Raw genomic sequence first — 24,558 nt, 5'->3', positions numbered from 1 at the left:
GTAGAGGGTTAAGGGCGGAGAGTGGAGAGGTAAAAGCGCTTGGATTTTCTCTCTGCTCTCTACCCTCCACCCTCTCCCAAGGAGACTTAAATGACGCAAGAAAAGCAAGGCCAAGTGCAAAGCATTGCCGGGCCTGCGGTGATTGCCAAGGGCATGTACGGTGCCAAGATGTACGACATCGTGCGTGTGGGCAAAGAGCGCCTGGTCGGTGAAATCATCCGTCTGGACGGCGACACCGCGTTCGTGCAGGTGTACGAAGATACCGCTGGTCTGACCGTCGGTGAGCCTGTGGTCACCACGGGCCTGCCCCTCTCGGTGGAGCTTGGCCCAGGGATGCTCAACGGCATTTACGACGGCATTCAGCGCCCCCTCGACAAAATCCGCGAAGCCTCCGGCGACTTTATCGCCCGTGGGATTGAAGTGTCCTCGCTCAACCGCGAGCAGAAGTGGGACTTTACCCCCAGCGTCAACGTGGGCGACACCGTCAGCGGCAGCGGCATTCTGGGCACGGTTCCGGAATTCAGCTTCACCCACAAGATTCTGACTCCCCCCGACAAGGGCGGCAAAATCAAGTGGATTGCGCCCGCTGGTCAGTACAACATCGACGAAACCATCGCCGAACTGGAAGACGGCACCAAGCTGCGCCTGGCCCACTACTGGCCCGTGCGTGCGCCCCGCCCCGTTGCCAAGAAGCTCGACCCCAGCCTGCCGTTCCTTACCGGGATGCGCATTCTGGACGTGCTGTTCCCCCTGGTGATGGGTGGCGCTGCCGCTATCCCTGGCCCCTTCGGCTCGGGCAAGACCGTGACCCAGCAGTCGGTCGCCAAGTACGGCAACGCCGACATCGTGGTGTACGTGGGCTGTGGCGAGCGCGGCAACGAGATGACCGACGTGCTGGTGGAATTCCCCGAACTGGAAGACCCCAAGACCGGCGGTCCCCTCATGCACCGCACCATCCTGATCGCCAACACCTCCAACATGCCCGTGGCGGCGCGTGAAGCCTCGGTGTACACGGGGATTACCCTGGCGGAATACTTCCGCGACCAGGGCTACAGCGTGTCACTGATGGCCGACTCGACCTCCCGCTGGGCCGAGGCGCTGCGTGAAATCTCCAGCCGTCTGGAAGAAATGCCTGCCGAAGAAGGCTACCCGCCCTACCTGGGTGCCAAGCTCGCGGCGTTCTACGAGCGTGCCGGTGCGGTCAAGACCCTGGCAGGCGACGACGGCGCGGTATCGGTCATCGGTGCCGTTTCGCCCGCAGGTGGCGACATGTCCGAACCCGTCACCCAGGCCACGCTGCGTATCACGGGTGCCTTCTGGCGTCTGGACGCGGGTCTGGCCCGCCGCCGTCACTTCCCGGCGATCAACTGGAACGGCTCCTACTCGCTGTTCACGCCCATTCTGGACAAGTGGTACCGCGAAAACGTCGGTGCCGACTTCCCCGAACTGCGCCAGCGCATCGGCACGCTGCTCCAGCAAGAAGCCAGCTTGCAGGAAGTGGTGCAACTCGTCGGCCCCGACGCGTTGCAGGACAACGAGCGCCTCATCATCGAAACGGGCCGCATGCTGCGCCAGGACTTCCTGCAGCAGAACGGCTTCGACCCCGTGGACGCTTCGGCCTCGATGCCCAAGAACTACGGCCTGATGAAGATGTTCCTCAAGTTCTACGACGAAGCCGAGGCGGGCCTCAAGAACGGCCTGACCATCGACGAAATCATTCAGAACCCGGTCATCGAGAAGCTCGCCCGCGCCCGCTACACCCCTGAATCCGAATTCATGGCGTATGGCGAAGGTGTGATGGACGAACTCGATAAGACCTTCAAGGCGGTGAAAGCGTGACCCTTCTTCAGAAGGAATACAACGATGTCGCGTACATCTCCGGGCCGCTGCTGTTCGTGAACGCAGCCAGCGACCTGCCCAACGGCGCGATTGTCAACATCAAGGACGGCAACGGCAAGGTGCGCGGCGGACGCGTGATTTCGGTGTCCGACCAGAATGCCGTCATTCAGGTGTTCGAGGAAACCCGTGGCCTCGACCTCGCCACCGCCAGCGTGAGCCTGCAAGAAGACGTGGCCCGCCTCGGCGTGAGCAAGGAAATGATCGGTCGCCGCTTCGACGGTCTGGGCCGTCCCATCGACGGGCTGCCCGCCGTGGTCGCCGAGCGCCGCATGAACGTGGACGGTCAGCCCATGAACCCGGCGGCCCGTGCCAAGCCCGAAGAGTTCATTCAGACGGGCATCAGCACCATCGACGTGCAGACCTCACTCATTCGTGGTCAGAAGCTGCCCATCTTCTCCGGCAGCGGTCTGCCCCACAACGAACTGGCCGCCCAGATCGCCCGTCAGGCCAAGGTGCCCGGTCACGAAGGCGACTTCGCCGTGGTGTTCGCGGCGATGGGTCTGACCCAGCGTGAAGTCAGCTTCTTTACCCAGGAATTCGAGCGCACGGGCGCCCTCGCCCGCTCCGTGCTGTTCCTGAACAAGGCCGACGACCCCGCCGTGGAGCGTCTGCTGACCCCCCGCATGGCGTTGACCACTGCCGAGTACCTGGCTTTCGAGCACGGCTACCACGTGCTGGTGATCCTGACCGACTTGACCAACTACTGTGAAGCCCTCCGCGAAATCGGCGGTGCGCGTGAAGAAATTCCTGGTCGCCGTGGCTTCCCCGGCTACATGTACACCGACCTGGCGAACCTGTACGAGCGTGCAGGCGTGGTGGAAGGCAAGCCCGGCAGCGTGACGCAGATTCCGATTCTGTCCATGCCCGACGACGACATCACCCACCCCGTACCCGACCTGACCGGCTACATCACCGAAGGTCAGATCGTGGTGGACCGCACCCTGAACTCCAAGGGCGTGTTCCCCCCGATCAACCCCCTGCCCTCGCTCTCGCGTCTGCAAGGCAACGGTATCGGCAAGGGCAAGACCCGCGCCGACCACAAGAACGTGGCCGACCAGCTGTTCGCCGCCTACGCCAACGGCCTCGACCTGCGTAAGCTGGTGGCGATCACCGGTGAAGACGCGCTGACCGAAACCGACAAGCTGTACCTCAAGTTCGCCGACGACTTCGAGAACTACTTCATCGGCCAGGGCGACCAGGACCGCAGCATCGACGACAGCCTGACCGTGGGCTGGGGCATCATGAGCAAGCTGCCGCAGAACCAGCTGACCCGTATCAGCAAGGACGCCATCGACAAGTACTACGGCACCAAGATGGACGAAATGTGGCGGGGCAGCCGCTCAATGCAGTAAATGGTTAATGGTTGATAGTTGATGGTCAAAGTCTTTCCTCCATCAACCATCAACTATCAACATCACCGACGAAGGAGGTGAATCAACATGGCAGGACAAATCAGCCCCACCCGCTCCGCGCTGCTGGCGAGCAAGGCCAGCCTCAAGACCGCTTCAGGCGGTGCCGACCTTCTCAAGCGCAAGCGTGACGCCCTCATCGGCGAATTCTTCGCGCTGGTCAAGGACGCCCTCGCGGCCCGCGAGCAGCTTTCGGGCGTGAGCAAGGGCGCGTATACCAGCCTCTTCGGAGCCAAAGCCTGGGACAGCCCCGAGGCCGTCGAAAGCCTGGCGCTGGCTGGCACGGGCGACTACGCCGTAGACATGCAGATCGAGAGCATCTACGGCGTGAAGGTGCCCAAGATCAACATCCCCGAGCGCACCGCCCAGAGCCACTTCAGCCCCATCAACGTCGGCGCCCGCACCATTCAGGCGTCCAACGACTTCGGCGGGGTCCTGGAAGCCATCGTGAAGGTCGCCGCCACCGAAACCAAGCTGCGCCGCATCGGTGAGGAAATCAAGAAAACCTCCCGCCGCGTGAACGCGCTGGAACAGGTGGTCATCCCCGGCATTCACGACGACATCCGCTTTATTCGCTCGGTGCTTGACCAGCGCGAACGTGAAGCCGGATTTACCCAGAAGAAAATCAAGGCCAAGATCGAAGCCAAGGCCAAAGCGGCCCGCGAAGCTGCGGCAGCCACCAGCCACGGCAGCGCCGCCGACTGATTTTCCTCAGCCACCCACGGCTTAGACCGTCTCCTTCGGGGGGCGGTTTTTTCTATGCTGCGGCCATGACTCCACAACAACTTTTGCTTTTCGAAAATGCCGGAATTCCCAACAATCCGCGTCTGGCTGCCTGCCTTTATCCCGCTGTGCTTGCAGGCCACAGCGCCGCGCAGATTCGTGCCCACTTGCGGGAACGTGATTGGACAGGCACTTGGCGTGGCGTCATCTACGACTATCATCACTACCACAGCCACGCCCATGAGGTGCTGGTGGTGCTGAGCGGCTCGGCACAGGTGATTCTGGGTGGCGCGGGCAGCCCCGAACTGACGGTGGGGGAGGGGGACGTGCTGCTCTTGCCCGCCGGAGTGGGCCACTGTTCGCCCAGCCACAGCCCCGACTTCGAGGTGCTGGGAGCTTACGCGGGCGGGCGCGAGTGGGACATCTGCACGCCGCAGGATACTGACCTCGCCTGGGCCCAGGGGGCGCATCGCCGAGGTGCCGGATTGGGCGCAGGAGCCGGTCTAGGGCTGCTTCAGAATCAGGCGGCTCAGGTCGCGCTCGGCCAGATACGGCACCAGTCCGGCGGCGCGGGCTTGGGCGGCGGCACTCTGCATCAGGCCGGGCTTGTTGGCATATTCGATGGTGAAGACAGGCTTGCCGGCCCCATGCCACAGGCGGTAGTCGGACAGCAGGGCGCGTTGCCTCCCCCCCTCGGTGGGCCGATTGGTGGCATAGACGAAAGTTTCCTCGTTGCCGCTGGCGTCCACGCAGGCCGCGTAGCCGGGGTCGCGAATCAGTTCGGCGGCGTTCTGGGGAATGATGACAAACTGGGGATTTTTCGCCCGGGCGTGCGCGGCGATTTTGCACACCCACTCCACCATCTCGGCGCGGGCGGTGGGGCGTCCGGGGTGACGCTCATAGGCGTCGATCAGGTCCATGTACACGCCGTCAAAGCCCTGATCCATCACGCGGTCAAGCTGGGCCAGGGCGATACGCTGCCACTCGGGATGCCAGTAGGCCACGTCGAAGTTGCCGGGCCAGTCGGGGTCTTCACGCAGCAGCCAGGATGGTGAACCGACTTTCCATCCCTTTTGCCAGTAGGAGCGGTAGCTCTCGGCGGCTCCCATGCTGAGGTAGGCGACCAGCCAGCGCCCCTGAGCAGCGGCCCGCACCTCGGCCTTTGACCAGGGCTGACCGTCGTCGTCGAAGGGGTCCACCACGACCAGTTCAAAGGGGGAGGCCGTGACCGCACTCAGGCGGGTTTTGCCGTAGCCGGTGAGCTGTACGGCCCAGTGCTGGACGTCGGAGAGGGACGGACGAGCAGCGGTAGGCGGCGGCGGGGGAGTGCTCGGCGCAGGGTCTGTGGTTTGCCCCGCTGGGGCCACCGAGCAGGCCGCCAGAGCAGCGGCGAGAGAAACGGACAAGAAACGTTTCATAAGACCTCCTGGGGCCAGCCCCCGGCCAGCGACAGGGCGCGGTCGCTCACGAACGTGGGCAGGCCGAAAGTGGCGGCCCTTTCCCGCGCAGCCTGGGCCAGTGCCGGGGTATCGGCATAGTCGAGAAGTTGTATGTCCAGCCCGCTGCGGCGCAGCCGCTCCAGCCAAAGGGCGGTGTACTCCAGCCCCGCCGCGTCGTGCAGGGCGTAGGGCGCGTGGTGGGTGCTGAACGCCTCGAACAGCACGCCACCACCGGGCGCGGCGCTCAGCAGAGGGGGCAGCGCGGGCCACAGCGAAAAGCCCCGGTTGGCCCACAGGCCCGCTTCCGGGAAGGCGGCCCGCAGTTGCCGCACCAGGGCCAGGGTGGGCTGCGGCGCGGCGCTGTCCAGGGTATCGAGCAGCAGGCCGTCGCTGTGGGCCAGGGCTGCGGCGGCCCGTTCCAGCAAGGTGCGCTGCCACAGGGGATGCGCCGCGTCTACCACCACACTGCCCCAGTCGGGGTTCAGGCCGCAGTGGTAGTCGGCACTGCCGGGCACGCAGGCCCAGTCACCCAGAGGATGGTCCTCACCGACACTCAGATAGGCCAGCACCCGCGTGCCGCCGCCGCGCAGGTGGGCGAGCTGGTCGGGTGAGTACAGCGCCGCCTGCACGAACACCCGCTTGAACTGTCCCAGCGTGGCGAGCGCCTCGGGCGTGGGCCAGCCGTAGTACACCGCGCCAGGGGAGGGGTCAGTGGGGGACGACATTCAAAGTCAGGGTGCCGCTCACGTCGCCGCTTTGCAAGCGCAGTGCGCCGTAGGGTTCGCCTGCCGCGCCGCCCGTGAGCAGATAGGGCAGGGGAGCGGTGCTCGACAGTGTCACCGTGCTGCTGATCCGGTCGTAGACCCCGGCGATTTGCCCCGCGTCCTGGGCGGCGAGGGTCTGGGTGCGGCGTTCGAGATAGCGGCCCAGGTCGTCCCAGCGCAGGGTGGTCAGGGGCAGGGTCGAAAAGCTGCTGTAACGGCCCACGAGTGCCCGAATCCAGTCGGACGCCACACTTTTGCCGGGCGCATACTCGCGGAGGTTGGGGGCGTGCATGTAGTGCGGAAACGCGCCGCCGTCGAGCAGATGGTTGAGTGCGAATCCACTTTCCTGGTTCAGAATCTCGGCGTAGCTGAGGTTGCTTTTCCAGTGCGGTGCCGTGCCCTGGGGGCCATACACGCTGTTGTAGTAACCCGCCATCTCATCGGGCGTGGTGACGAAATAGGCTATGCCGTTGGGCCAGCGTGGGACCAGAAACACGTTGCTGTTCAGCGGATGGACCAGGCCGCAAGTGGGACAGTCGTGGTTCCACTGGCTGGAGACGCTGTGGTTGGAAGCGAGGTAGCGGGTGCCCGCCCTGTTCATGGCGCTCAGCAGAAAGGGGTTGCTGCGGCCCAGGCCCAGATCCTGCTTGGGGTTGAGCGTCGTGGTCGCGTTGCGCGTGCCGTCGTCGTAGGGGTCCATGTAGCCCAGTCCCGACTGCTCGCCCGTGACCAGGGCAGTGCGGCTGAGGTTCAGGCCCAACTGGGTGCCGATGCTGAGGTTGTCGCCCAGTTGCGTCAGGGCAGTGGCCTCGTCCATCACGTCCATCCGCAGGTGGTCGCGGGTGTGGTTGATCCAGTCGAAGTCGTTCGCCAGGCAACGCGAAACGCCGCTCAGGGCCGCTGGATTGGCCGCCAGAGGGTCGCGCTGGCAACTCAGTGGAGCAGTGGGCTGGGCCTCCGTGCCGTTGAAGGCCAGCGCGTAGCGGAAGTTGCGGGCCACCGGAAAGTCCGTCTGAATGGCCTGCTGCTGACCACGCACCGAGAGGGCGTCCTGAGTGCTCAGGTAAAACAGGTCGTTGTAGAACCCACCCGTTGCGGCGTTGTAGTGCAGACCCGGCAGGAGCCAGTCGTCGATGTCTACCTGGAGGAAGCGGCGGTGCTCACCGAGATGCACTCCACGGGTCAGCCACTCGACCAGGCCATAGCCGAGCAGTTGCGTGTGCAGCAGCGTGGGGGCCTGCATGCTGGTGAGCAGCAGCCGCTCTCGCCCGTCGGTGGTGGTCGAGGTGGCGGCCAGTACCCGCCCGGCGGGGTCCACCAGCAGCGGCGTGGTCGTGGCGACGCCCGGTACGCTGACGACCTGGGCCGGGTAGGTGGGGGCGTACTGCAGTTGGATGGCTTGGCGCGTCAGGTCGAGCAGGGTGGCCTGGCCTGCCGGGGTCGCCTGCGCCGTCGTGAGGTTGGTGGCGGCTCCGTCTACGGCACGTAGACCGTAGTCCTCGGGCAGGGCACCCGGCCAGCCGAAGAGGGCCAGCTGCCGGACACCGTAGGCCCGTTCGTACTCGAACAGGGTGGCCCATTCGCCACTGTCGAGCGCACTCGGCAGGCGGCCTTGAGCGTCGGGCTGCATCAGCAGGGCGCTGCTGGTCAGAACGACACCCTGATAACGGCCTACTCCGGCGGCGTCAATCAGCGTGTCCATCGTCAGCGGCGTGGTGCTGACATCCAGAACCTCGAACGGCACGCCCGATTCCTGAAGCATGCTGCGGGCACTCTCCACACCGAAGTCGCCCACGCCGCTCGACAGCACCAGCACGCGCAGGGCCACTTTGCCCGTTTGTGCCCGGTCAGGAAGGGCTTGAGCGCTGAGCCGGGTGCCCTGGGGTACATACCCGCGTGAATGTTCGAAGGCGGCGGCCTGCTCGGTGGCCGAGGGTGCGGTCAGGATAGGTGGCGCGGCCAGAGGCGCTTCCTGACCGGGATGTGCGTCGGCAACGTCGGTTGGTGCGGAAGGAGTGGACATGGCTGGGGCGACGGAAGCGAGCGTCGTCTTGCCGCACCCGCCGAGTAGGAGGGCGCAGCAAAGGGCCGCGAACAGACGAGAGGGAGGGGTCATGTGAGGGTCTCCAAGGTGACCTATGGAGGGCCATAGGCAAGCGGAAAGAAGGAAACAGGATTGATCACATTTGGCGGCTGTGGTGGTACATGGGAAAAATACAGGTTAACCCCTCCGCCAGACTGGGGAGGGGTCAGAAGAGGCCGAAGCTCCTCTCTCAGCGGGGGTTGACGCTGGCGGTCAGGGTGCCGCTGACTTCGCCCTGCTGAATACGGAAGGCGCCGTAGGTCGTGCCCGCGTTGCCGCCAGTGAGGGTGTAGGGCACCGCCTCGCTGCTTTGCAGGGTCACGGTCTTGCTGGCGCGGTCGAAGATCCCGGTGAGGGTTCCGGCAGCCTTGGCCTTCTCTTCGATGGTGTGGCGCTCGACGTATGGCCCCAGGTCGTCCCAGCGCAGGGTGTTCAGCGGCAGGGTCGAGTACTTGGTGTACTTGGTCAGCAGCGCACGAATCCAGTCGGTGGCGAGGCTCTTGCCCAGCGCGTACTGGCGCAGGTTGGGCTGGTGCATGTAATGTGGGAAGGCGCTGCCGTCCAGCACGTGGTTCAGGGCCACGTCGCTCTCGTAGTCGAGGAACTGTGTGTAGGTCAGGTTGTTGGGGAAGTAAGGGAAGCGGCCCTGAGGACCATAGACGCTGTTGAAGAAAGCGGTGGCCTCGGTGGGGTTGGTGACGTGGTAGGCCACGCCGTTGGGCCAGCGGGGCACCAGGAACACGCCGCTGTTCAGGGGGTGGGGCACGCCGCAGGTGGGGCAGCTCGGATCCCGGTGGCTGCGGACGCTGTGGTCGGAAGCGAGGTAACGGATGCCGTTGTTCGTGGCCGCCGTCAGCAGGTTGGGGTTGCTGCGCTCCAGACCCAGGTCGGTCTTGGGCAGGTTGACGTCCGAGTCGTTGTAGGTGCCGTCGTCGGTGGGGTCCATGTTGCCCAGGCCGGAGTGTTCACCCGTCACCAGCGAATTGCGGCTCATCTTCAGGCCCATCTTGGTTCCGATGGCGAAGTTGTCGGCCAGTTGCGCGTTGGCGGTGGCATAGTCCATCACGTCCATTCGCAGGTGGTCCTTGGTGTGGTTGACCCAGTCGAAGTCGTCGTTCAGGCACTTGCTGACGCTGCTGAGCGAGTCCTTGGCGACGCCGGTGAACAAGGCGGTGCAAAGGGTCGCCACGTCGGTCTGTGCGCCGCCACCGTTGAAGGCCATCGCGTAGCGGAAGTTGCGCGCCAGTGGGAAATCCCACCGAATCCAGTTCTGCTGGTCGCGCACCGAGAGGGCGTCGTTGCCGTTGATGCGGAAAGGCTCGGTGTAGAGCGAGTTGGTGGCCGGGTTGTAGTGGTCACCGCCAAGGAACCAGTCGTCAATGTCGATCTGGATAAAGCGGCGGTGTTCGCCGAGGTAGACGCCCTTGGTCAGCCAGCCGACCAACCCGTAGCTCAGGAGCTGGCTGTGGCGCAGCGCCGGATTCTGGGCCATGGTGAGCAGCAGGCGCTCGCGCCCGTCGGCACTCTTGGAGGTGGCCGCCAGCACGCGCCCGTTGGAGTCCACCAGCAGCGGCGTGGTGGTGACTCCGGCCACGTTGACCACGGTGGCGGGGTAGGTGTAGGCGTAGCGCACCGGGATAGAAGCGCTGGTCAGGTCGCTCAGGACGGTGCGGCCTGCTGTGGTGGGCTTCATGGAGGTGGTGGTGGTTTCGGCGCCGCTGACCGCACGCAGGCCGTAGTCCTCGGGCACCGTGCCGGGCGAGCCGTAGAGCGCCAGTTGCCGCACGCCGTAGGCCCGCTCGTACTCGAACAGGGTGGCCCACTCTTCGCTGCTCAGGGCGCTGGGAACCAGGCCGTCGGCATCAGGCTGGGTCAGCAGGGCGCTGCTGGTCAGGAGGATGCCCTGGTAGCGGCCCACGCCGTCGGGGGCAATCAGCGATTCCATCGTCAGCGGCGTGGTGCTGGCGTCAAGGATGTCGAAAGGGACACTCGACTCGTTCAGCATGGCCTGGGCATTCTGAAGGCCGAAGTCGCCCGGACCACTCGAAAGAATCAGAACCTTGAGGGCGACCTTGTCGGTCTGCGCTCCGGCGGGCAGGGCCTGGGCCGACAGGCTGCCCACTTTGCCCGGCACGTACCCTGTGCCCAGACGGGCGCGGGCGGCGGGAGAATCGTCACTCTGGGCCAGAGCGAGTTCCGTCTGGCGCAGGTCAGGCAGCGGAGCGATTTCGCCCGTGGCCCGCACGATGTCCACCTGGTCTTGCACGGTGGGAACGGCGTCGCTCTGTGCCGAGAGGGTGGACTGGGTGGCGGGGAGCTGGGGGGCTTTGGCCTGCTGACCGCAGCCGGCGAGCGACAGGGAAAGAGTAACGGCGCACAGGGTGGCCAGGGGACGCAGATGGTTCATCACTTCTCCAGATGGATTCAAGGACTCGGGAGCAGCGTCGGGCGACGGTGAGGGGTCTGTCCCGGCAGAGACATAAGCCGGTTTATTCACTTGAGTCATCCATACATTCGTTCAATGTATGAAAAACTTAACGTTGTTCAGAGTACAACTCTGCCAGCGCGTCTGCCAGTGTTCCGATGGGGGTATACCCCTGGGCCTTAAGGGCGGTTAAATCGGCCCGCTGGTAGGGCACGTCGCCACTGCGGGGACTGCCGGGGGCGTCTTCCGCAATCTGGCCCGCGTAGCCCGAAAGCCGCACCAGTTCGGTCACGATGTCGCGCACGGGCCTCGCCTCGCCGCTGCCGAGGTTGAGCACGCCCCGCGCCTGTGCGCCCGCCTGTCCCGGCAGGAAATGCAGGGCGGCCCGGCCCACGTCACGGGCGGAAATAAAGTCGCGGTAGGCCCCCAGTGGCCCGAAACGCACCTGCTCCAGTCCCTGAGCGGCGGCCTGCCGCAACTCACGGGCGGCCCGGCCCGGCAGCGACCCCGGATTCATGCCCGCCCCGATGGGGTTGGTCAGGCGCAGGGCCAGGGCGTCCACCTGACCGGAGCGCACCCGCTCGTCCAGCAGCACGGTTCCGGCGAGTTTGCTGGCCCCATAGGGCGACAGCGGCTGCGTGGGGCCGTCTTCGCGGCTGGCTTCTCCGGGGGCGGTGCGCCCGTACTCGGCGGCGGAAGAAAGGTGAATCAGGCGTTGGCCGCCCTCCTGCACGGCGTCCAGCACTCCGGCGAGCAGCAGCACGTTGGCGCGGGTCAGTTCGCCCAGGGTTCCGGCGGTACGCCCGGCGGCATTGACCACCGCGTCCACGCCGCTGAGGTGGCGCTTCCAGTCGGCGGGGCCGAGGTCGGTCAGGTCGCCGGAGATGGTCTGGATGTCCAGGCCAGCGCCCCGCAACTGGGCGTCAATCACGCCGCCGAGAAACCCACCCGCTCCCAGCAGCAGGACGCGGGTCACAGGGACTGGCTCCGACCAGGAACCCCGCCGGGCAGCAGGACTTTTTGCATCTTGTCCCACTGCTCGTTGGCGGTGTCGTAGTCCTCCGGGCGACCGATGTCGAGCCAGTAGCCCCGGAACAGGTCACTGCGCGGATGTTCGCCCGCCGCCAGCAGGTCGAGCATCAGCGTGTCGAAGCCCAGCACTTGCCCCGGTGTATAGCGCCTCAGGGTTTCCTTGGTCATGCCGTAGACCCCCATGCTGACCTGAAACGGCACGGCGGGCTTCTCTCGAAAGGCCACGATGTTTTCGCCCGAGTCGTCTACGTCCAGCACGCCGAACTCGCTGCGGATTTCGCGGTAGTAGGTCGAAACGGTCAGGGGGGCGCCGCTCTGGATGTGACCGCGCAGAAACTCGCCGTAGTCGAGGTCGGTCAGCACGTCGCCGTTCATGATGAGGAACTGTTCGGGCAGCCAGGGCAAGACGTTGAGCACTGGCCCGATGGTGCCGAGCGGACTTTCTTCTTCGGTGTAGTCGATGTCGAGGCCGTACTGCCGCCCGTTGCCCACGAAGGCGCGAATCAGGTGGCTGAGGTGCCCGACAGCCAGGGTCACGCGGGTGAACCCGAACGACTTGAGCTGGTAGAGCACGATTTCCAGAATGGACAGCGAGTCGCCGATCGGCACGAGGGGCTTGGGGATGTGGGTGGTATAGGGGCGCAGGCGGGTGCCTTTGCCGCCAGCAAGGATGACAGCGTGCATAGGTTTCTCCTGTGGGTGAGCGCGGCGGGTGGAGGGTGGAGAGGAAAGGGAAAAAACCAGGAAACCCTCCACCCTTTCCGCTCCGCTTCAGATGGTGTACTGGTCTACGCGGTAGCGGGCGAGGTTGGCGGGGTCGGTAAACCACTCGGCGGTGCGGCGCAGGCCCTCTTCCAGCGTGACCTGGGGCTGCCAGCCGGTCAGCTTTTGCAGTTCGCTGTGGTCGGCGAGCAGGCGCATCACTTCGCTGCCCTCGGGGCGCAGGCGCTGGTCTTCCTGCTTGACTTCGACCTCTTTGCCCATCACCTGGGCAATCAGCCGCACCGTGTCGCCCACCGTGATTTCGCGGCCCGACCCGGCGTTGAGGGTTCGGCCCAGCACTTCCTGGCCCGCTTCGCCCACGGCGCGGAAAGCGCGGGCAGTGTCGGCCACGTAGTTGAAGTCACGGGTGGGGCGCAGGTCGCCCAGCTTGATTTCGGTGCGCCCGGCGGCAATCTGGGAAATGATGGTCGGAATCACGGCGCGGGCCGACTGGCGGGGACCGTAGGTGTTGAAGGGCCGCAGCGTGACCACGGGCAGCTCGAAGCTCAGGAAGTAGCTTTCGGCCAGCTTGTCAGCCCCGATTTTGGTGGCCGAGTAGGGCGACTGGCCCTGAAGCGGGTGCGACTCGTGGATGGGCACGGTGCGGGCGGTGCCGTAGACCTCGGAGGTCGAGGTGTGGATGACGCGCCCGGTGCCGAGGTCGCGGGCGGCTTCGAGCACGTTGAGGGTGCCGCTCACGTTGGTGTCCACATACGAGCGCGGCGCGACGTAGGAGTAAGGAATGGCAATCAGCGCGGCAAGGTGGTAGACGGTTTCGGCATCCCGCATCAGCGCCCGCACGCTGCCCGCGTCACGCACGTCTCCGAGCTGCACTTCGACGTGTTCCATGACCTCGCCCGGAACGGTGTCGAGCCAGCCGTAGCTGCCCTGCGAGTTGTAGATCGCCATGGCCTTGACGCGGTAGCCCGCCCGCACGAGCTCTTCGGTGAGGTGCGAGCCGATAAAGCCGTCGGCTCCGGTCACGGCGACGACGGGGCGGTTGCTGGAAGAAAGGTTCTGGTTCATCGGTAACTCCTGAGGTCACGCAGGGTGACGAAGGTAAGGGGCAAAAGGACAAGAAGAAGCGGTGCCGAGAGCAGCGGCGGAGACACTCCCAGCGCCAGCAGCAGGCTGTAGCCCGCCCAGATGACGAGCAGCAGGCCCTCGCGCCTCTGGTTCGCCAGCCACGTACTCAGCAGCAGCGCCGTACCGAAAGCAGGAACGGTCAACACCACCGCCAGATTGATTTGTTTGGCGGTCAGCGGCAGCGGCACGAGCAGCGCCAGGGCAGCGATGAGCATCAGGCCGTAGAGCAGCGCCGTGCCGAGCACCTGCACCGTGCCTTCCCGAAAAACTCTGGCAAAGTCGCTGCGGATGCGGGCGGTGTGTTGCAGGGCTTGCTGGGCGTTCCAGACTCCGGCTTCGAGCAGTCCGGCGCTGAGGATGATGGGCAGCATGACCCACCCGCCGAGGCGGTGACTCAGGGCCACGAACGCGGCGGCGAGCGCCCAGCCGTAACACGCCAGTCCCAGGCCGGGCCGGAAGGTGCTCCACTCGGCGGGCAACTGGCCCGGTTCGCGGGTGGCCCGCAGGGCGAGCAGCAGCGGCGAGAGGGCCAGGGCCGCCAGCGCCAGCAGTTGCAAGACGGGGTGCGGCCAGACATACACCATGCCGCCCAGCAGCAGCGGCAGCGCGAAGGCCCCGGCCATCTGCCCGCGCTGGTCGAGCGAGAGCAGGACACCCGCCGACGCGCCCGACACCGCCACCGTGCCCCCCAGCAGCACGCCCCAGGCCCAGTGGGCATGCCCGACCATCAGGGCCGCCAGCAGGCCACCCCCCACCAGACCGACCAGGGTGGCGACGGCCAGCGCCAGCCGCAGCGCCGCGCCAGGGGTGCCGAAGGGTTCGGCGTAGCGGATGCGGGCCAGCATCATCGAATAGCCCCACCCGAACGCCGCCGCGAACACGAAGGCGATACTCGCCCCGCTGCCTGCCGCCCCACTGATGAGCAGGCCGCAGGCCCCCGGCAGCAGGTACAGCGGGCCGCGCTGGGCCAGGTACCACGGAAAGGGAGGCATCACCTCGTCACGCGGACGGTCCAGGGCGCGTCCGGTGCCGCGCTGGGCATAGAGCGTTTCGGCGGCGGCAAACAGCCCCCCCGCCCCGTAGCGGTCACGCAGACTCTCGTCGCTCAGCCCGTCGGCTTCAAGGTAGGCGGCCAGTTCCAGGGCGTCCACGGCCCGCTCACGGTCGGGGCGCAGGGTGAGGTCCACCTCGCGCAGCTTGTCGGGCAGCGGCAGGGCGTCGAGCTGTTCGGGCGGCAGCGGCGCTTCCCGGCCCGACAGCACCTCGAACCCTCCGGAATTGCGTGTACTCCGGGTCACAGCGATCTTTGCTCCAGTCGGGCGGCACGGGCGACCGGGTAGGCCCGGCGATAGGCTTCGAGGCAGCCTTCGAGCGTAAAGAGGTTCATGACCCGTTCGCGCGCGGCGTGGCCCAGGCGGTGGCGCAATTCGCCGTCGTCGAGCAGCTTGGTCAGCGCACTGGCGACGCCCATCGCGTCACGGGGGCGCACGATGAGGCCCGCGTCCCCCACCGCCTCGGGTACGCCACCCACGCGGGTCGCCACGGGTGGGCGGCCCATCGCCATCGCCTCGATGACCGTGTACGGAAACCCTTCGCTGACGCTGGTCAGGGCGACCACCTGCCCGGCGCGGTAGGCGTCGGTGATGTCGGCCACGCGGCCCTCGAAGGTCACGTGCCTGTCCAAGTTCAGGCCCGCCGCCACCTGACGGCAGTGCTGCTCGTAGCCCTCGTTGCCTGCGGGCGTGCCGCCGAACAGCCGCAGTTTCGCCTCCGGGCGGCGGCGGCGCACGAGGTCAAAGGCCCGAATCAGGGTCTCCAGGTCTTTGAGGGGGTCGACCCGGCCCACCCAGCTGACGACCGGCTCGGCGGGTTCGGTTTCGGCAGGTGGGAAAATACTGGGGTCGATGCCGTTGTAGACGCACTGCACCTTTTCGGGGGCGGCCCCCAGTTTTTCTTCCCAGCGGCGGTTGTAGTGCGACCCCGGCAGCACCAGCGCCGCGTCCAGATAAGCCGCCGAACACAGCAGACGGTAAAAGCGCAGCAGCATGGTCTTGTAGCCGGGGGCCAGATTCGCCCGCCGGAACTCGATGTACCGCTCACGCAGGTAGATGCCGTGTTCGGTCAGGATGAACGGCGTGCCGTTTTGCCAGTACCCGTGCAGCGCCAGCAGGGCGGCGAAACCGTTGCTGACCGCGTGGCCCACGTCGGCTTCCGGGGGCGTGCTGCACAGCGGGCGCAGGGCGTGTTCGAGCCAGACCTGCACGTCCAGCGCCTCGGACACACTCGGGCGCGGCAAGCGGGGCGACAGGCGCTCACGCTGCGCCGCCAGGGCCACCGCCTGCGCGTCCCAGACCTGCAAAGTCATTTGCGCGGCGCGGGCGCTGTCCAGGGCCGGGGTCAGGCTGCCCTGCGTGCCCAGGTGGCTCAGGCGGCGCAGGGCCTGGGCGAAATACTGGGTGTCCATCAGGCACATGGCGGTCAGCAGGTGCTCGTAGGCGTCGAGAACCCGGTTCTGAAAACTTCGCTGCTGGGACTGGAGCCACAGGCGGCCCCCCGCGTTGCCCGGCGGCGGCCCCCACAGCGGAATCTGCTCCACCCTGACGTTGGCCGGAGTCTCGAGCGCGGCGCGGCTGTAGGGCAGACCGCTGATGGCCTGCACTTCGAACTGGTGGTCGGGCAAACCACGCACGAGCTGGTCTACCCAGACGCTGACACCGCCGTGTGCCTGAGGGTAGGTGCCTTCGGTGTAGAGCGCGACACGAGGCTGGGCCTCGGAACGAAGGGGCAGGGGCGTGTCGAACAGTCTCATGGAATACGTCCAGCTTTCAGAACCGTCAGTGGGGCAGAGGGTGAGGGGGCAAAGGGAACTTCCGGTCGACAAGTAGAAAGCGGGGGAATGTGAAAAACTTCCCTTGCAGCTTACGAAAAGGACTCTTACGTTTTAGTGACAGCGTTGTCGTTAGGGCGGCCCGTTGTCGGCCAGGTCAGCCTTTGTGTCACTTCTTAAGATTTTGTTTATCCAGATCACATCTCTGGCCGGGTGATCTCGTTCTTGACCGACTTGCCTGAGCAGTGCCCTGACCTCAATCGCTTTGGTTATTCCGGCTCTTCTCCAGATCGGTACTTGTCGCGCAGGTAAGCTCCGTTCGCCTGAAGCTGCCGCTCCCGCGTCTGCCGCTGACCGACCTTGACCTCCTGCATGCGGCCCTCTATCAGCCGGAGTTGCTCTAAAAAGGCTTGGTCACGCTGCGCCTGCTCTGCGCTGCTGCTGACGGGCAGAGCGTGGTAGGCATGCAGCAATTCGGGCAGGTCACTGCGGGCGGCTTGCCGCGCATCGAAGCTCTCGCGGGTCAGGGTGGTCTGCCCGGTGGTGGCCCGCAGGGCGTCACGGGTCGCCAGTACGGTGGCCTGAAAAGCGGGCCGGGCCGCCTCACTCACCCGTGGGCCGTATTCGCGCAGCAGCGTCAGCAGGTCGTTTTCCTCGGAGGGAGTGGCCGGGTCGGGCTGGCTGGGCGGCGTGCGCCACAGGGCGAGTACCCGTCTCCCCGTCCAGAACAGACCGACCAGGGCGAGCAGCAGCACCAGCACCAGCACCCAACCTGCCGGGGCGCTGCCGTTCGCCACGCCGACTCCGAGCAGCAGGATGAGCGGCAACAGAAGACCGAGGCCCAGCAGCGCCAGACCCACCAGCAGGGCTGTGCCTGCGCCGCGCCGGGCGACCTGCTGCCCCCGCTGCCAGTTGAGCGGCGCTTCGGTGCTCCCTGCCGCGATCGCCCAGGGGTCGGGCTGGGTCTCGCCTGTCGGGGGCCGGGTCAGGCCGCGCACCACGTTCAGGCCTTGCCGGGCCAGGGCGGGCGCGATGGTCACGACCTGCGGCACTTGACGTTCGCCGTGGCGGTGCTGGTCTTGTGGTGGATGACGCCGACTCATCTCTCTTTGTCCTCTACGCGCCCTGTGACTGCTGGGTTCCTTTGCAACTCGCGCACCCGATCGGCCAGTGCCTGCCAGGGTTCGAGCCGGAAATGGTTGTGCCCCAGCGGACTGGTCGAGGGCAGCACCCACACTTCGGTGTTCGTGGGCCAGTCGAGCGGCAGGCGTTCCTGCGGGCCGTAGGGGAGTTTGCCCGTCGGCAACCCCAGCGTCTCGGAGGCTCCGCGTTTGCTGGTAAAGGCCACGATATGCGGCCGGTAATGCTCGACCTTGCTCCTCAGTTCGTCGGGTCGCCACGCCTCGCCGGGCAGCACCGAGTCCATGCCGCTGTGCCTCTTGGCGACGTCGGTCAGGCCGATGCCGTACTGAGGCAGGGTCGGGTACTCGCTGGGGGCAAGTTGCCGGGGGGTCAGGCCCACTTCAAACAGCGTGCGCCAGAACTTGTTTTCCGGGTTGGCGTAATAGGCGCGGGCGCGGGCGCTGATGTTGCTGGGGGCCGTGCCGACCAGCACCAGCGTCAGCCCCGGTTCCAGCACGTCGGGCACCAGATATTCGCCGCTGCCGGTCAGGTCGGGCAGATGCTCAGTCATCGTCGTACCGCTGCTCGGCGAAGGGGTCGCCCCGCATGTGGTAGCCGTTCTTTTCCCAAAAACCGGGCGCGTCGGCCGCCATGTATTCGAGTTCGGTGAGCCACTTTGCCGACTTCCAGAAATACAGGTGCGGAACCACCAGGCGCAGCGGGCCGCCGTGTTCTGCACTGAGCGGCTGGCCGTCGTAGGTGTGGGCCAGCAGATTTTCGGGGCGGGCGAAGTCGTCGAGCGACAGGTTGGTGCTGTAGCCGCCCACACTGCGCTGCATGACGTGGGTGGCACGGGGGTCGAGCTTGAGGGTCGCCAGCAGGTCGGTCACGCGCACGCCCGTCCAGACGGTGTCCAGCTTGCTCCAGTGGGTCACGCAGTGGATGTCGGTGGTCAGGGTGGTCTGGGGCAGCGCCAGCAGGTCGGCCCAGTGCAGAGTGCGCGGCTCGGCCAGTCCCGTGATTTTTAGCTCCACGGCGTCGGCGGCGTAGTGCTGGACCGGACCGTAGGTCAGGACGGGAAAACGGCTGGTGAGCGCCTGACCGGGAGGCACGCGGCCCCCCAGGTTATCGTCCGGTTTCTTGAAGAATTTGCCGAGCATACCGGGGTATTGGACTGCGTGGGCGGCTGAGGCGGGTGAGCGGCGGGTACAGATGGCTACATCTCGCGCCCGCCCCGTCAGGTTTCTGAAAGGGAGAAGGTGTACTCTGGACACCAAGTCCGGGTGCCTTCCTTTTTCCCGGAAATTCACATCTCGCCCCGGCTGCCCCGACAGGAGGAACGTGCCATGCAAGAGCGAGACCAGGCCAGACACGAGGTCGAACGCGCCCACCTGATGAGCGACGTGCGCGGCTTCCTGTCGGTGCTGCGCCGGGTGCCCAACGACCTGCTGCCCTTCGACTGGGTCAAGCACCTCGCCCCCGAGGGCGAACACCAACTCGGGGTGCAGTCCATCGACGTGAACCGCATCATCGGGTCGGTGGACCGCTACCGCGAGTTCGACCGCCACTACCTGCCCCGCGAGCGCCACCTCGACGAGCGCTGGATCGGCGTGCGGGCGGCGCAGCTTCAGGGCAAGGAGCTGCCGCCCATTCAGGTCTACGAGGTTGGCGGGCGCTACTTCGTCAAGGACGGCAACCACCGCGTCTCGGTGGCGCGGCGACAGGGCCAGAAGTACATCGACGCCAACGTAATTCGCCTTCAGGTGCAGGTGCCTCTCGACGGCACCGAGAGCCTCAAGGACATCATCATCAAGGGGGAGTACGCCCGCTTTCTCAAGCTGACCCGGCTGGACGAACTGGTGCCGCACCACCGGCCCATTCTGTTCACCACACCGGGGCGCTACGACAAACTGCTCGACCACATCCGCACCCGGCAGTATTACCTCGACCGCAAACCGGGCCGCGCCGGGCAGGAACCCGTCACCTGGGAAGAAGCAGTGGTGAGCTGGTACAACCGCCTGTATCGGCGCATTACCGACAACATTGAGGAACATGACGTGATGCTGCGGTTTCCGGGCCGCACCGAGGCCGACCTCTACCTCTGGATCATGGACCACCGCTACTTCCTGACCCAGCGCAGTGGGCAGGACGTGGGCAGCGAGGAGGCGACGGTGGATTTCAGCCAGCGCTACGCTCCGCCCATCTACCAGCGGGTCGGCCAGCGCTTCCGGTTGCTGCTCGGCGGCAAGCTTTCCGCCACGTGAGAGGGGTGAGCGGCTATGGTGCTTCTGCCCCCCGTCGCTCGGTGCGAAATCCTCTAGAATCTGCGGTTGTGGAACGCATCATGTTCAGGGCCAAGATTCACCGCGCGACCGTGACCCAGGCGGACCTGGACTACGTGGGCAGCGTGACCATCGACCAGGATCTTCTCGACGCCGCCGACATTCTGGTCAACGAAAAGGTCGATATCTGGAACATCACCAACGGCAATCGCCTGCACACCTACGCCCTGAGCGGCCCGCGTGGCAGCGGCGTCATCGGTATCAACGGGGCGGCTGCCCACCTGATGCGGCCCGGCGACATGGTCATCATTGCGGCCTTCGGCAACTACACCGAGGAAGAAGCCCGCACCCTGGAACCCAAGGTGGTGCTGGTCGATGCCAAGAACCGCCTGCTGGAGATGCCGACCTAAGCAGGCCGCTTCTCCCTCCTTTCGCGTTCCTTCCCACTTGTATCGGGAAGGTGCTTTTTCGGTGCATGGCTAAATTGACAGGCTGTTATCTAGGGCTGGGACATGGAAAATTTGTCCACAGTTCCCCCAAATCCCCCCTTTGCAAGCCTGAAACTTGCCTTCAGTATTCTCTCATAGGATGATAGACTGTCACTGTGGCTCCCTCTCGCCCTCTGTACTTCGTGTTGCTCGTTCTGGCGGTTTTGGCCGTTGGGTACGCGACTTTTGAGGGGCAACAGGGACTGCTTTCAGGTGCTGCCCTCCTGCTGGCGGTTGTCGGGCTGAGCCTGCATGGTCCGCTGCGCTGGATAGGGTTGGTGGTCTATCCGCTGGCTTTCCTGGTCTCGCTGGTTCTGCCCAATGGAACACCGACTGCCGACAAACTGATTGGCGCGCTCCTGACCATCGTGGCCCTCGCGTGGCTGGTCCTGCGTGAACAGACCATGCAGACCGAGATGATCTGGCTTCGCAACATCGTGCGGGCGCTGAGGGTCGGCTCGGAGCGGTTGAACGAGGCCCGGAACGCAGAGGCCATCATCCGGGCCGGGCTGAACATCCTGGTCAAGCTGAACGTGGCGCCCAACTTGGCTTTCGTGGCCTACCGCCAGGGCACGCCTTATGTGATGGCGGCGGATGGAGCCTTCGAAGAATTCCTGAACAAGCCGGTGTATCCCAGCGACAACGACAGCCGCTCGGTTCAGGCCGACCACTGGGTCGCCGAGGAAGTCCTGGCTTTGCTCGGTCGTGATCAGCGGCGGCGCTACTACGTCGCGGAAGTCTACGGTCGCGACTCCACCCACCTGGGCCTGCTGATTCTGACCCGACCCGCTGACCAACCCTTTACCTCCGACGAGCGCGGTGTGGTGTCTTCCTTCGCCCGCTTGCTCGGCGCACAACTGGGGCAGGAGCGGGCCAACCGCAATCTGGGCGAGGCCAACGACCTGACCCTGCGCTCGCTGGGCGCGGCTTTGGAACGCCGAGACGACGAGACGGGCGGACATACGCAGCGTGTCGTCAACATGAGTATGCGGCTGGCCCGCCGTCTGGGCTGGGATGAGGAGCAGGTACGGGCGCTGCGTTGGGGGGCCTACTTACATGACCTCGGCAAGATTGCCATTCCAGACCGCATCCTGCACAAGAACGGTCCCCTGAGCGCCGACGAGCGCCGTGTCATTCAGTCCCATACCACTGTGGGCTATGAGATGCTGCAAGACCTGCACTTCTTGCCTGCCGAGACACTAGACCTGGTGCGCTATCACCACGAGCGTTGGGACGGTACGGGCTATCCGGCGGGGCTACGTGGTCAGAACATTCCCGACAGCGCCCGTATCTTCAGCATCGTGGACGTGTATGACGCCCTGACCAGTGCCCGCCCTTACAAGCCTGCCTGGACCCAGGAGCGTGCCCTTCAGGAGATTCGTGCTAACGCCGGGAGCCACTTCGACCCACAGTACGTGGACGCCTTCCTGCGCCTGATGGCTGAGCAGGACGATGCCCGCCTGTTGACCTGAACGAGGAAACGAAGAGGAGAACGGCGCAGTAGAGAAAGCCATCTCTGCTGCGCCGTTCTCCCTCGGAGGCTGCGCCTATTGCCCTAAAGCGATGCGGGCAGGCAAAAAGACCATAAAAAACCCCTGCCGCAGCAGGGGAGGTGTTGACGCTCAACGACTCAGACGAGTTCGATGAGGGCCATGGTGACGCCGTCACCACGACGGGTGCCCACGCGCAGGATGCGGGTGTAGCCACCGGGACGCTCGGCGTACTTGGGAGCCACTTCGTCCATGACCTTACGCACGACTTCCTTGTCGTGGATGTCCTGGGCGATCAGGCGGCGCGAGTGCAGGTCGCCACCCTTGGCGGTCGTAATGAGGCTCTCAACGAAGGGGCGAAGCTCTTTCGCTTTGGTGAGGGTCGTCTGAATGCGACCTTCGCGCAGCAGGGCGGTGGCCTGGGCACGGGCCAGGGCAACGCGGGCGCTGCTGTTGCGGTTGAGCTTGCGACCGGCTTTACCGTGACGCATGGGAATCTCCTTGAATCAGCCGCTCAGGGGAGAGCGGGAAAAGTCGGGGGAAAATTAATCCCGCAGGGACAGGCTGAACTGGGCCAGCTGCTGCTTGATTTCATCGAGGCTACGCTCGCCGATACCGGGAACCTTCTTGAGGTCGCGGTCGGACAGGGCGCACAAGGCGTCCACCGAATCGATGCCTTCTTCCTTAAGGGAGTGAAGCACACGGGTGGTCAGCCCCAGACCTTCGAGGGTCACGCGGGGAGTTTCGAGGTCACTGGGGTAGGGCTGAGGGTTGATACTCAGGCTGCCCAGGTCCGGCTGGCGGGGGGTGTCGTAGACGCTGGCAGGCGTGGCCGTCACTGCCGGGTCGTAGACCGAAGCAGGCATGGTCGCGTAGCTGCTTTCGAGGGCTGGCATCGTCTCGACGTTGCCGAACACGCTCAGCTCGTCGCGCAGGATTTCCACAGCACGGTCAAGCGCTTCCTGGGGGCCGACGCTGCCGTCCGTCCAGACACGCAGAATCAAGCGATCCAGGTCGGTTTCCTGACCGACGCGGGTGTTTTCCACGTGGTAGGCCACGCGGCGCACCGGGCTAAACATCGCATCCACCGGAATCGAGTTGATGCGGTCTTTGGTGGCATGCTTGTCGGCAGAAACGTAGCCTTCGCCTTCTTCAATCCGCACTTCCATCACCAGTTTGCCGTCTTCGGCGAGGTTGGCGATGACCAGGTCGGGGTTGACGATTTCGGCGTCGGCAGGCACCTCGAAGGCGCTGGCCCGAACCTCACCTTCACCCTGCGCACGCAGCGTCAGGGTTTTGGGACCGGGAGCGTGAAACTTCACGACCAGTTCCTTGAGGTTCAGAATCAGGCGAATCACGTCTTCCCGGACGCCGGGAATGGTGCTGAATTCGTGCAGCACATCCTCGATGTAAACGCTCGTCACGGCGGTGCCGGGAATCGAGGACATCAGGATGCGCCGGATAGGGTTCCCGATGGTGACGCCGTAACCACGCGCGAGCGGCTCCAGCACGAATTCGCCGTAGTCGCCGTCCACGCGGGCCTTGAGTTGAGGGCGCTTTTGATCCACTGGGGCCTCCTGATTTAGCGCGAGTAGTACTCGATGATGAAGTTTTCGTTGATAGGCAGGGCCAGGTCTTCACGGGCGGGGAGGCGCGAGAAGGTGCCCTTGAAGTTGTCGTGGTCCATCTCGACCCAGGGGCTGACACGGCGGCGCTTCTGGGCGTCCATGTTTTCCTGAATGAAGCCCATGCTGCGGCTGCCTTCGGCCACGCTGATTTCGTCGCCGATTTTCACGCGGTAGCTGGGGATGTCCACTTTCTTGCCGTTGACCAGGATGTGACCGTGACCGACGAACTGACGGGCCTGACGGCGGGTGCTGGCAAAGCCCATGCGGAACACGACGTTGTCGAGGCGGCGCTCCAGCAGTTGCAGGAACACGGTGCCCGTGACGCCGGGAACGTTCGACGCTTCCTCGAAGAGGTTACGGAACTGCTTTTCGTTCATGCCGTACAGACGGGCCAGCTTCTGCTTTTCGCGCAGACGGACGCTGTAGTCGCTGGGGCGACCCTTGCGGCGCTGACCGTGCTGGCCGGGGCCGTAAGGACGGCGGTCCAGGTACTTCTGAACCTTTTCGGTTTCCGCCAGGTTAATTCCTTCGCGGCGGCTTTGTTTGGTGATGGAACCACGGAAACGACCCATTCAAATTCTCCTTGATGCGACTTTTTCAGTCGGGTCTGCGGCCCTCTGTTGCCCAGTTTCTTGCTGGTGGTGACAGCTTCAGTCCATTCGGGCAGCGAAACTGGGACAGGTGGGCACGCGCGGCGCGATTAGGCGCGGAACTTCTTCTTGGGGCGGCAGCCGTTGTGGGGCACGGGGCTGTCGTCCATGATGCTGCGAACTTCGATGCCGGACGCCTGGATGGCGCGGATGGCCTGTTCACGGCCCGAGCCGCTGCCGCGCACAATCACGTCGACGGCGCTCATGCCGAAAGAAGTCTGGGCCTTCTTCACCGCGTCAGCAGCGGCGAGCTGAGCAGCGTAGGGGGTGCCCTTCTTGCTGCCCTTGTAGCCGATGGTGCCGCCACTCGACCAGGCGACGGAGTTGCCGTCGAGGTCGGTGATGGTGACGATGGTGTTGTTGTAGCTGGCGTGAACATACGCACGACCAGCGCTGATGTTGCGCCGGGAGCGGCGCGGAGCCTTGCCTTTGGTGGGTTTCGCCATGGC

The 24,558-nt window shown here is 65.3% G+C and carries 22 protein-coding genes and 1 pseudogene; 7 read left to right on the top strand and 16 right to left on the bottom strand.

Features of this window, described 5'->3' with window-relative positions:
* Positions 1 to 90 precede the first annotated feature (90 nt).
* From Q4C89_RS00450 to Q4C89_RS00435, 4 genes and pseudogenes are all read left to right on the top strand, one after another.
* Positions 91 to 1,839 carry a V-type ATP synthase subunit A gene (locus tag Q4C89_RS00450; protein WP_303100637.1) on the top strand — a complete coding sequence of 583 codons (1,749 nt, stop codon included), beginning with the start codon at positions 91 to 93 and terminating at the stop codon, positions 1,837 to 1,839.
* The gene (locus Q4C89_RS00445; protein WP_303100636.1) at positions 1,836 to 3,251 is read left to right on the top strand and encodes a V-type ATP synthase subunit B; all 1,416 of its coding nucleotides are present in this window, start codon (positions 1,836 to 1,838) and stop codon (positions 3,249 to 3,251) included. The genes Q4C89_RS00450 and Q4C89_RS00445 overlap by 4 nt, the downstream gene beginning before the upstream one ends.
* Positions 3,252 to 3,338: 87 nt before the next feature.
* Positions 3,339 to 4,013 carry a V-type ATP synthase subunit D gene (locus Q4C89_RS00440; protein WP_303100635.1) on the top strand — a complete coding sequence of 225 codons (675 nt, stop codon included), beginning with the start codon at positions 3,339 to 3,341 and terminating at the stop codon, positions 4,011 to 4,013.
* Positions 4,014 to 4,078: 65 nt separating this feature from the next.
* A pseudogene (locus tag Q4C89_RS00435) lies at positions 4,079 to 4,363 on the top strand (cupin); the annotation flags it as partial.
* A gap of 171 nt (positions 4,364 to 4,534) precedes the next feature.
* Here Q4C89_RS00435 and Q4C89_RS00430 read toward each other — a convergent pair.
* From Q4C89_RS00430 to Q4C89_RS00375, 12 genes are all read right to left on the bottom strand, one after another.
* Complete coding sequence (locus Q4C89_RS00430) at positions 4,535 to 5,449, bottom strand: MJ1477/TM1410 family putative glycoside hydrolase (protein ID WP_303100634.1); 915 nt, start codon at positions 5,447 to 5,449, stop codon at positions 4,535 to 4,537.
* Positions 5,446 to 6,195, bottom strand: coding sequence for a hypothetical protein (locus tag Q4C89_RS00425; RefSeq protein ID WP_303100633.1), 750 nt, complete (start codon positions 6,193 to 6,195; stop codon positions 5,446 to 5,448). Before Q4C89_RS00425 ends, Q4C89_RS00430 begins: the two co-directional genes overlap by 4 nt.
* The gene (locus Q4C89_RS00420; protein ID WP_303100632.1) at positions 6,179 to 8,350 is read right to left on the bottom strand and encodes a hypothetical protein; all 2,172 of its coding nucleotides are present in this window, start codon (positions 8,348 to 8,350) and stop codon (positions 6,179 to 6,181) included. Before Q4C89_RS00420 ends, Q4C89_RS00425 begins: the two co-directional genes overlap by 17 nt.
* A 157-nt stretch (positions 8,351 to 8,507) precedes the next feature.
* Entirely contained in the window at positions 8,508 to 10,724 is a 2,217-nt protein-coding gene (locus Q4C89_RS00415) for a hypothetical protein (protein ID WP_303100631.1), read from the bottom strand.
* A 127-nt stretch (positions 10,725 to 10,851) separates the two neighbouring features.
* A complete protein-coding gene (locus tag Q4C89_RS00410) occupies positions 10,852 to 11,718 on the bottom strand; it encodes an NAD(P)-dependent oxidoreductase (RefSeq protein ID WP_303100630.1) in 867 nt (288 codons plus the stop codon).
* Positions 11,715 to 12,458, bottom strand: a complete 744-nt coding sequence (locus Q4C89_RS00405) for a nucleotidyltransferase family protein (RefSeq protein WP_303100629.1) — start codon at positions 12,456 to 12,458, stop codon at positions 11,715 to 11,717. Before Q4C89_RS00405 ends, Q4C89_RS00410 begins: the two co-directional genes overlap by 4 nt.
* Positions 12,459 to 12,545: 87 nt before the next feature.
* Complete coding sequence (locus Q4C89_RS00400) at positions 12,546 to 13,562, bottom strand: NAD-dependent 4,6-dehydratase LegB (protein ID WP_303100628.1); 1,017 nt, start codon at positions 13,560 to 13,562, stop codon at positions 12,546 to 12,548.
* Positions 13,559 to 14,920, bottom strand: a complete 1,362-nt coding sequence (locus Q4C89_RS00395; protein ID WP_303100627.1) for a hypothetical protein — start codon at positions 14,918 to 14,920, stop codon at positions 13,559 to 13,561. The genes Q4C89_RS00400 and Q4C89_RS00395 overlap by 4 nt, the downstream gene beginning before the upstream one ends.
* Positions 14,917 to 16,431, bottom strand: coding sequence for a GT4 family glycosyltransferase PelF (pelF, locus tag Q4C89_RS00390; protein WP_303100626.1), 1,515 nt, complete (start codon positions 16,429 to 16,431; stop codon positions 14,917 to 14,919). Before pelF ends, Q4C89_RS00395 begins: the two co-directional genes overlap by 4 nt.
* 287 nt (positions 16,432 to 16,718) lie before the next feature.
* A complete protein-coding gene (locus tag Q4C89_RS00385; protein WP_303100625.1) occupies positions 16,719 to 17,552 on the bottom strand; it encodes a hypothetical protein in 834 nt (277 codons plus the stop codon).
* Positions 17,549 to 18,142 carry a mismatch-specific DNA-glycosylase gene (locus tag Q4C89_RS00380; protein ID WP_303100624.1) on the bottom strand — a complete coding sequence of 198 codons (594 nt, stop codon included), beginning with the start codon at positions 18,140 to 18,142 and terminating at the stop codon, positions 17,549 to 17,551. Before Q4C89_RS00380 ends, Q4C89_RS00385 begins: the two co-directional genes overlap by 4 nt.
* Complete coding sequence (locus tag Q4C89_RS00375) at positions 18,135 to 18,731, bottom strand: sulfite oxidase-like oxidoreductase (RefSeq protein ID WP_303100623.1); 597 nt, start codon at positions 18,729 to 18,731, stop codon at positions 18,135 to 18,137. The genes Q4C89_RS00380 and Q4C89_RS00375 overlap by 8 nt, the downstream gene beginning before the upstream one ends.
* 186 nt (positions 18,732 to 18,917) lie before the next feature.
* On the opposite strand from Q4C89_RS00375, the gene Q4C89_RS00370 reads away from it, so the two are divergent.
* The 3 genes from Q4C89_RS00370 (at position 18,918) to Q4C89_RS00360 (ending at position 21,813) form a co-directional block, all read left to right on the top strand.
* Positions 18,918 to 19,835 carry a DUF4032 domain-containing protein gene (locus Q4C89_RS00370; RefSeq protein WP_303100622.1) on the top strand — a complete coding sequence of 306 codons (918 nt, stop codon included), beginning with the start codon at positions 18,918 to 18,920 and terminating at the stop codon, positions 19,833 to 19,835.
* A gap of 68 nt (positions 19,836 to 19,903) precedes the next feature.
* Positions 19,904 to 20,263 (top strand): aspartate 1-decarboxylase, encoded by a 360-nt coding sequence (panD, locus tag Q4C89_RS00365; protein ID WP_303100621.1) that lies wholly within the window; start codon positions 19,904 to 19,906, stop codon positions 20,261 to 20,263.
* A gap of 194 nt (positions 20,264 to 20,457) precedes the next feature.
* Positions 20,458 to 21,813, top strand: a complete 1,356-nt coding sequence (locus Q4C89_RS00360) for an HD-GYP domain-containing protein (RefSeq protein ID WP_303100620.1) — start codon at positions 20,458 to 20,460, stop codon at positions 21,811 to 21,813.
* Between the two features lie 158 nt (positions 21,814 to 21,971).
* Here Q4C89_RS00360 and rplQ read toward each other — a convergent pair whose 3' ends face one another.
* The 4 genes from rplQ to rpsK form a co-directional block, all read right to left on the bottom strand.
* Complete coding sequence (rplQ, locus tag Q4C89_RS00355) at positions 21,972 to 22,322, bottom strand: 50S ribosomal protein L17 (RefSeq protein WP_017869820.1); 351 nt, start codon at positions 22,320 to 22,322, stop codon at positions 21,972 to 21,974.
* Between the two features lie 54 nt (positions 22,323 to 22,376).
* Positions 22,377 to 23,399, bottom strand: coding sequence for a DNA-directed RNA polymerase subunit alpha (locus Q4C89_RS00350; RefSeq protein WP_303100619.1), 1,023 nt, complete (start codon positions 23,397 to 23,399; stop codon positions 22,377 to 22,379).
* 14 nt (positions 23,400 to 23,413) lie between these two features.
* A complete protein-coding gene (gene rpsD / locus Q4C89_RS00345; RefSeq protein WP_303100618.1) occupies positions 23,414 to 24,031 on the bottom strand; it encodes a 30S ribosomal protein S4 in 618 nt (205 codons plus the stop codon).
* 128 nt (positions 24,032 to 24,159) lie between these two features.
* On the bottom strand, positions 24,160 to 24,555 hold the full coding sequence (gene rpsK / locus Q4C89_RS00340; protein WP_303100617.1) for a 30S ribosomal protein S11: 396 nt from the start codon (positions 24,553 to 24,555) through the stop codon (positions 24,160 to 24,162).
* Between the last annotated feature and the right edge of the window lie 3 nt (positions 24,556 to 24,558).

The sequence above is a fragment of the Deinococcus sp. genome (assembly GCF_030523985.1).
GTDB lineage: Bacteria > Deinococcota > Deinococci > Deinococcales > Deinococcaceae > Deinococcus.
Note: the sequence above shows the minus strand (reverse complement) of the source record. Positions and strands in the feature narration are given on the sequence as shown.

What these genes read in the sequence shown, in the direction of transcription:
- Q4C89_RS00450 (WP_303100637.1), top strand. Translation starts at nt 91, where the DNA reads ATGACGCAAGAAAAGCAAGGCCAAGTGCAAAGCATTGCCGGGCCTGCG.
- Q4C89_RS00440 (WP_303100635.1), top strand. Translation starts at nt 3,339, where the DNA reads ATGGCAGGACAAATCAGCCCCACCCGCTCCGCGCTGCTGGCGAGCAAG.
- Q4C89_RS00430 (WP_303100634.1), bottom strand. Translation starts at nt 5,449, where the DNA reads ATGAAACGTTTCTTGTCCGTTTCTCTCGCCGCTGCTCTGGCGGCCTGC.
- Q4C89_RS00425 (WP_303100633.1), bottom strand. Translation starts at nt 6,195, where the DNA reads ATGTCGTCCCCCACTGACCCCTCCCCTGGCGCGGTGTACTACGGCTGG.
- Q4C89_RS00420 (WP_303100632.1), bottom strand. Translation starts at nt 8,350, where the DNA reads ATGACCCCTCCCTCTCGTCTGTTCGCGGCCCTTTGCTGCGCCCTCCTA.
- Q4C89_RS00415 (WP_303100631.1), bottom strand. Translation starts at nt 10,724, where the DNA reads ATGAACCATCTGCGTCCCCTGGCCACCCTGTGCGCCGTTACTCTTTCC.
- Q4C89_RS00405 (WP_303100629.1), bottom strand. Translation starts at nt 12,458, where the DNA reads ATGCACGCTGTCATCCTTGCTGGCGGCAAAGGCACCCGCCTGCGCCCC.
- Q4C89_RS00400 (WP_303100628.1), bottom strand. Translation starts at nt 13,562, where the DNA reads ATGAACCAGAACCTTTCTTCCAGCAACCGCCCCGTCGTCGCCGTGACC.
- pelF (WP_303100626.1), bottom strand. Translation starts at nt 16,431, where the DNA reads ATGAGACTGTTCGACACGCCCCTGCCCCTTCGTTCCGAGGCCCAGCCT.
- Q4C89_RS00385 (WP_303100625.1), bottom strand. Translation starts at nt 17,552, where the DNA reads ATGAGTCGGCGTCATCCACCACAAGACCAGCACCGCCACGGCGAACGT.
- Q4C89_RS00380 (WP_303100624.1), bottom strand. Translation starts at nt 18,142, where the DNA reads ATGACTGAGCATCTGCCCGACCTGACCGGCAGCGGCGAATATCTGGTG.
- Q4C89_RS00375 (WP_303100623.1), bottom strand. Translation starts at nt 18,731, where the DNA reads ATGCTCGGCAAATTCTTCAAGAAACCGGACGATAACCTGGGGGGCCGC.
- Q4C89_RS00370 (WP_303100622.1), top strand. Translation starts at nt 18,918, where the DNA reads ATGCAAGAGCGAGACCAGGCCAGACACGAGGTCGAACGCGCCCACCTG.
- rplQ (WP_017869820.1), bottom strand. Translation starts at nt 22,322, where the DNA reads ATGCGTCACGGTAAAGCCGGTCGCAAGCTCAACCGCAACAGCAGCGCC.
- rpsD (WP_303100618.1), bottom strand. Translation starts at nt 24,031, where the DNA reads ATGGGTCGTTTCCGTGGTTCCATCACCAAACAAAGCCGCCGCGAAGGA.
- rpsK (WP_303100617.1), bottom strand. Translation starts at nt 24,555, where the DNA reads ATGGCGAAACCCACCAAAGGCAAGGCTCCGCGCCGCTCCCGGCGCAAC.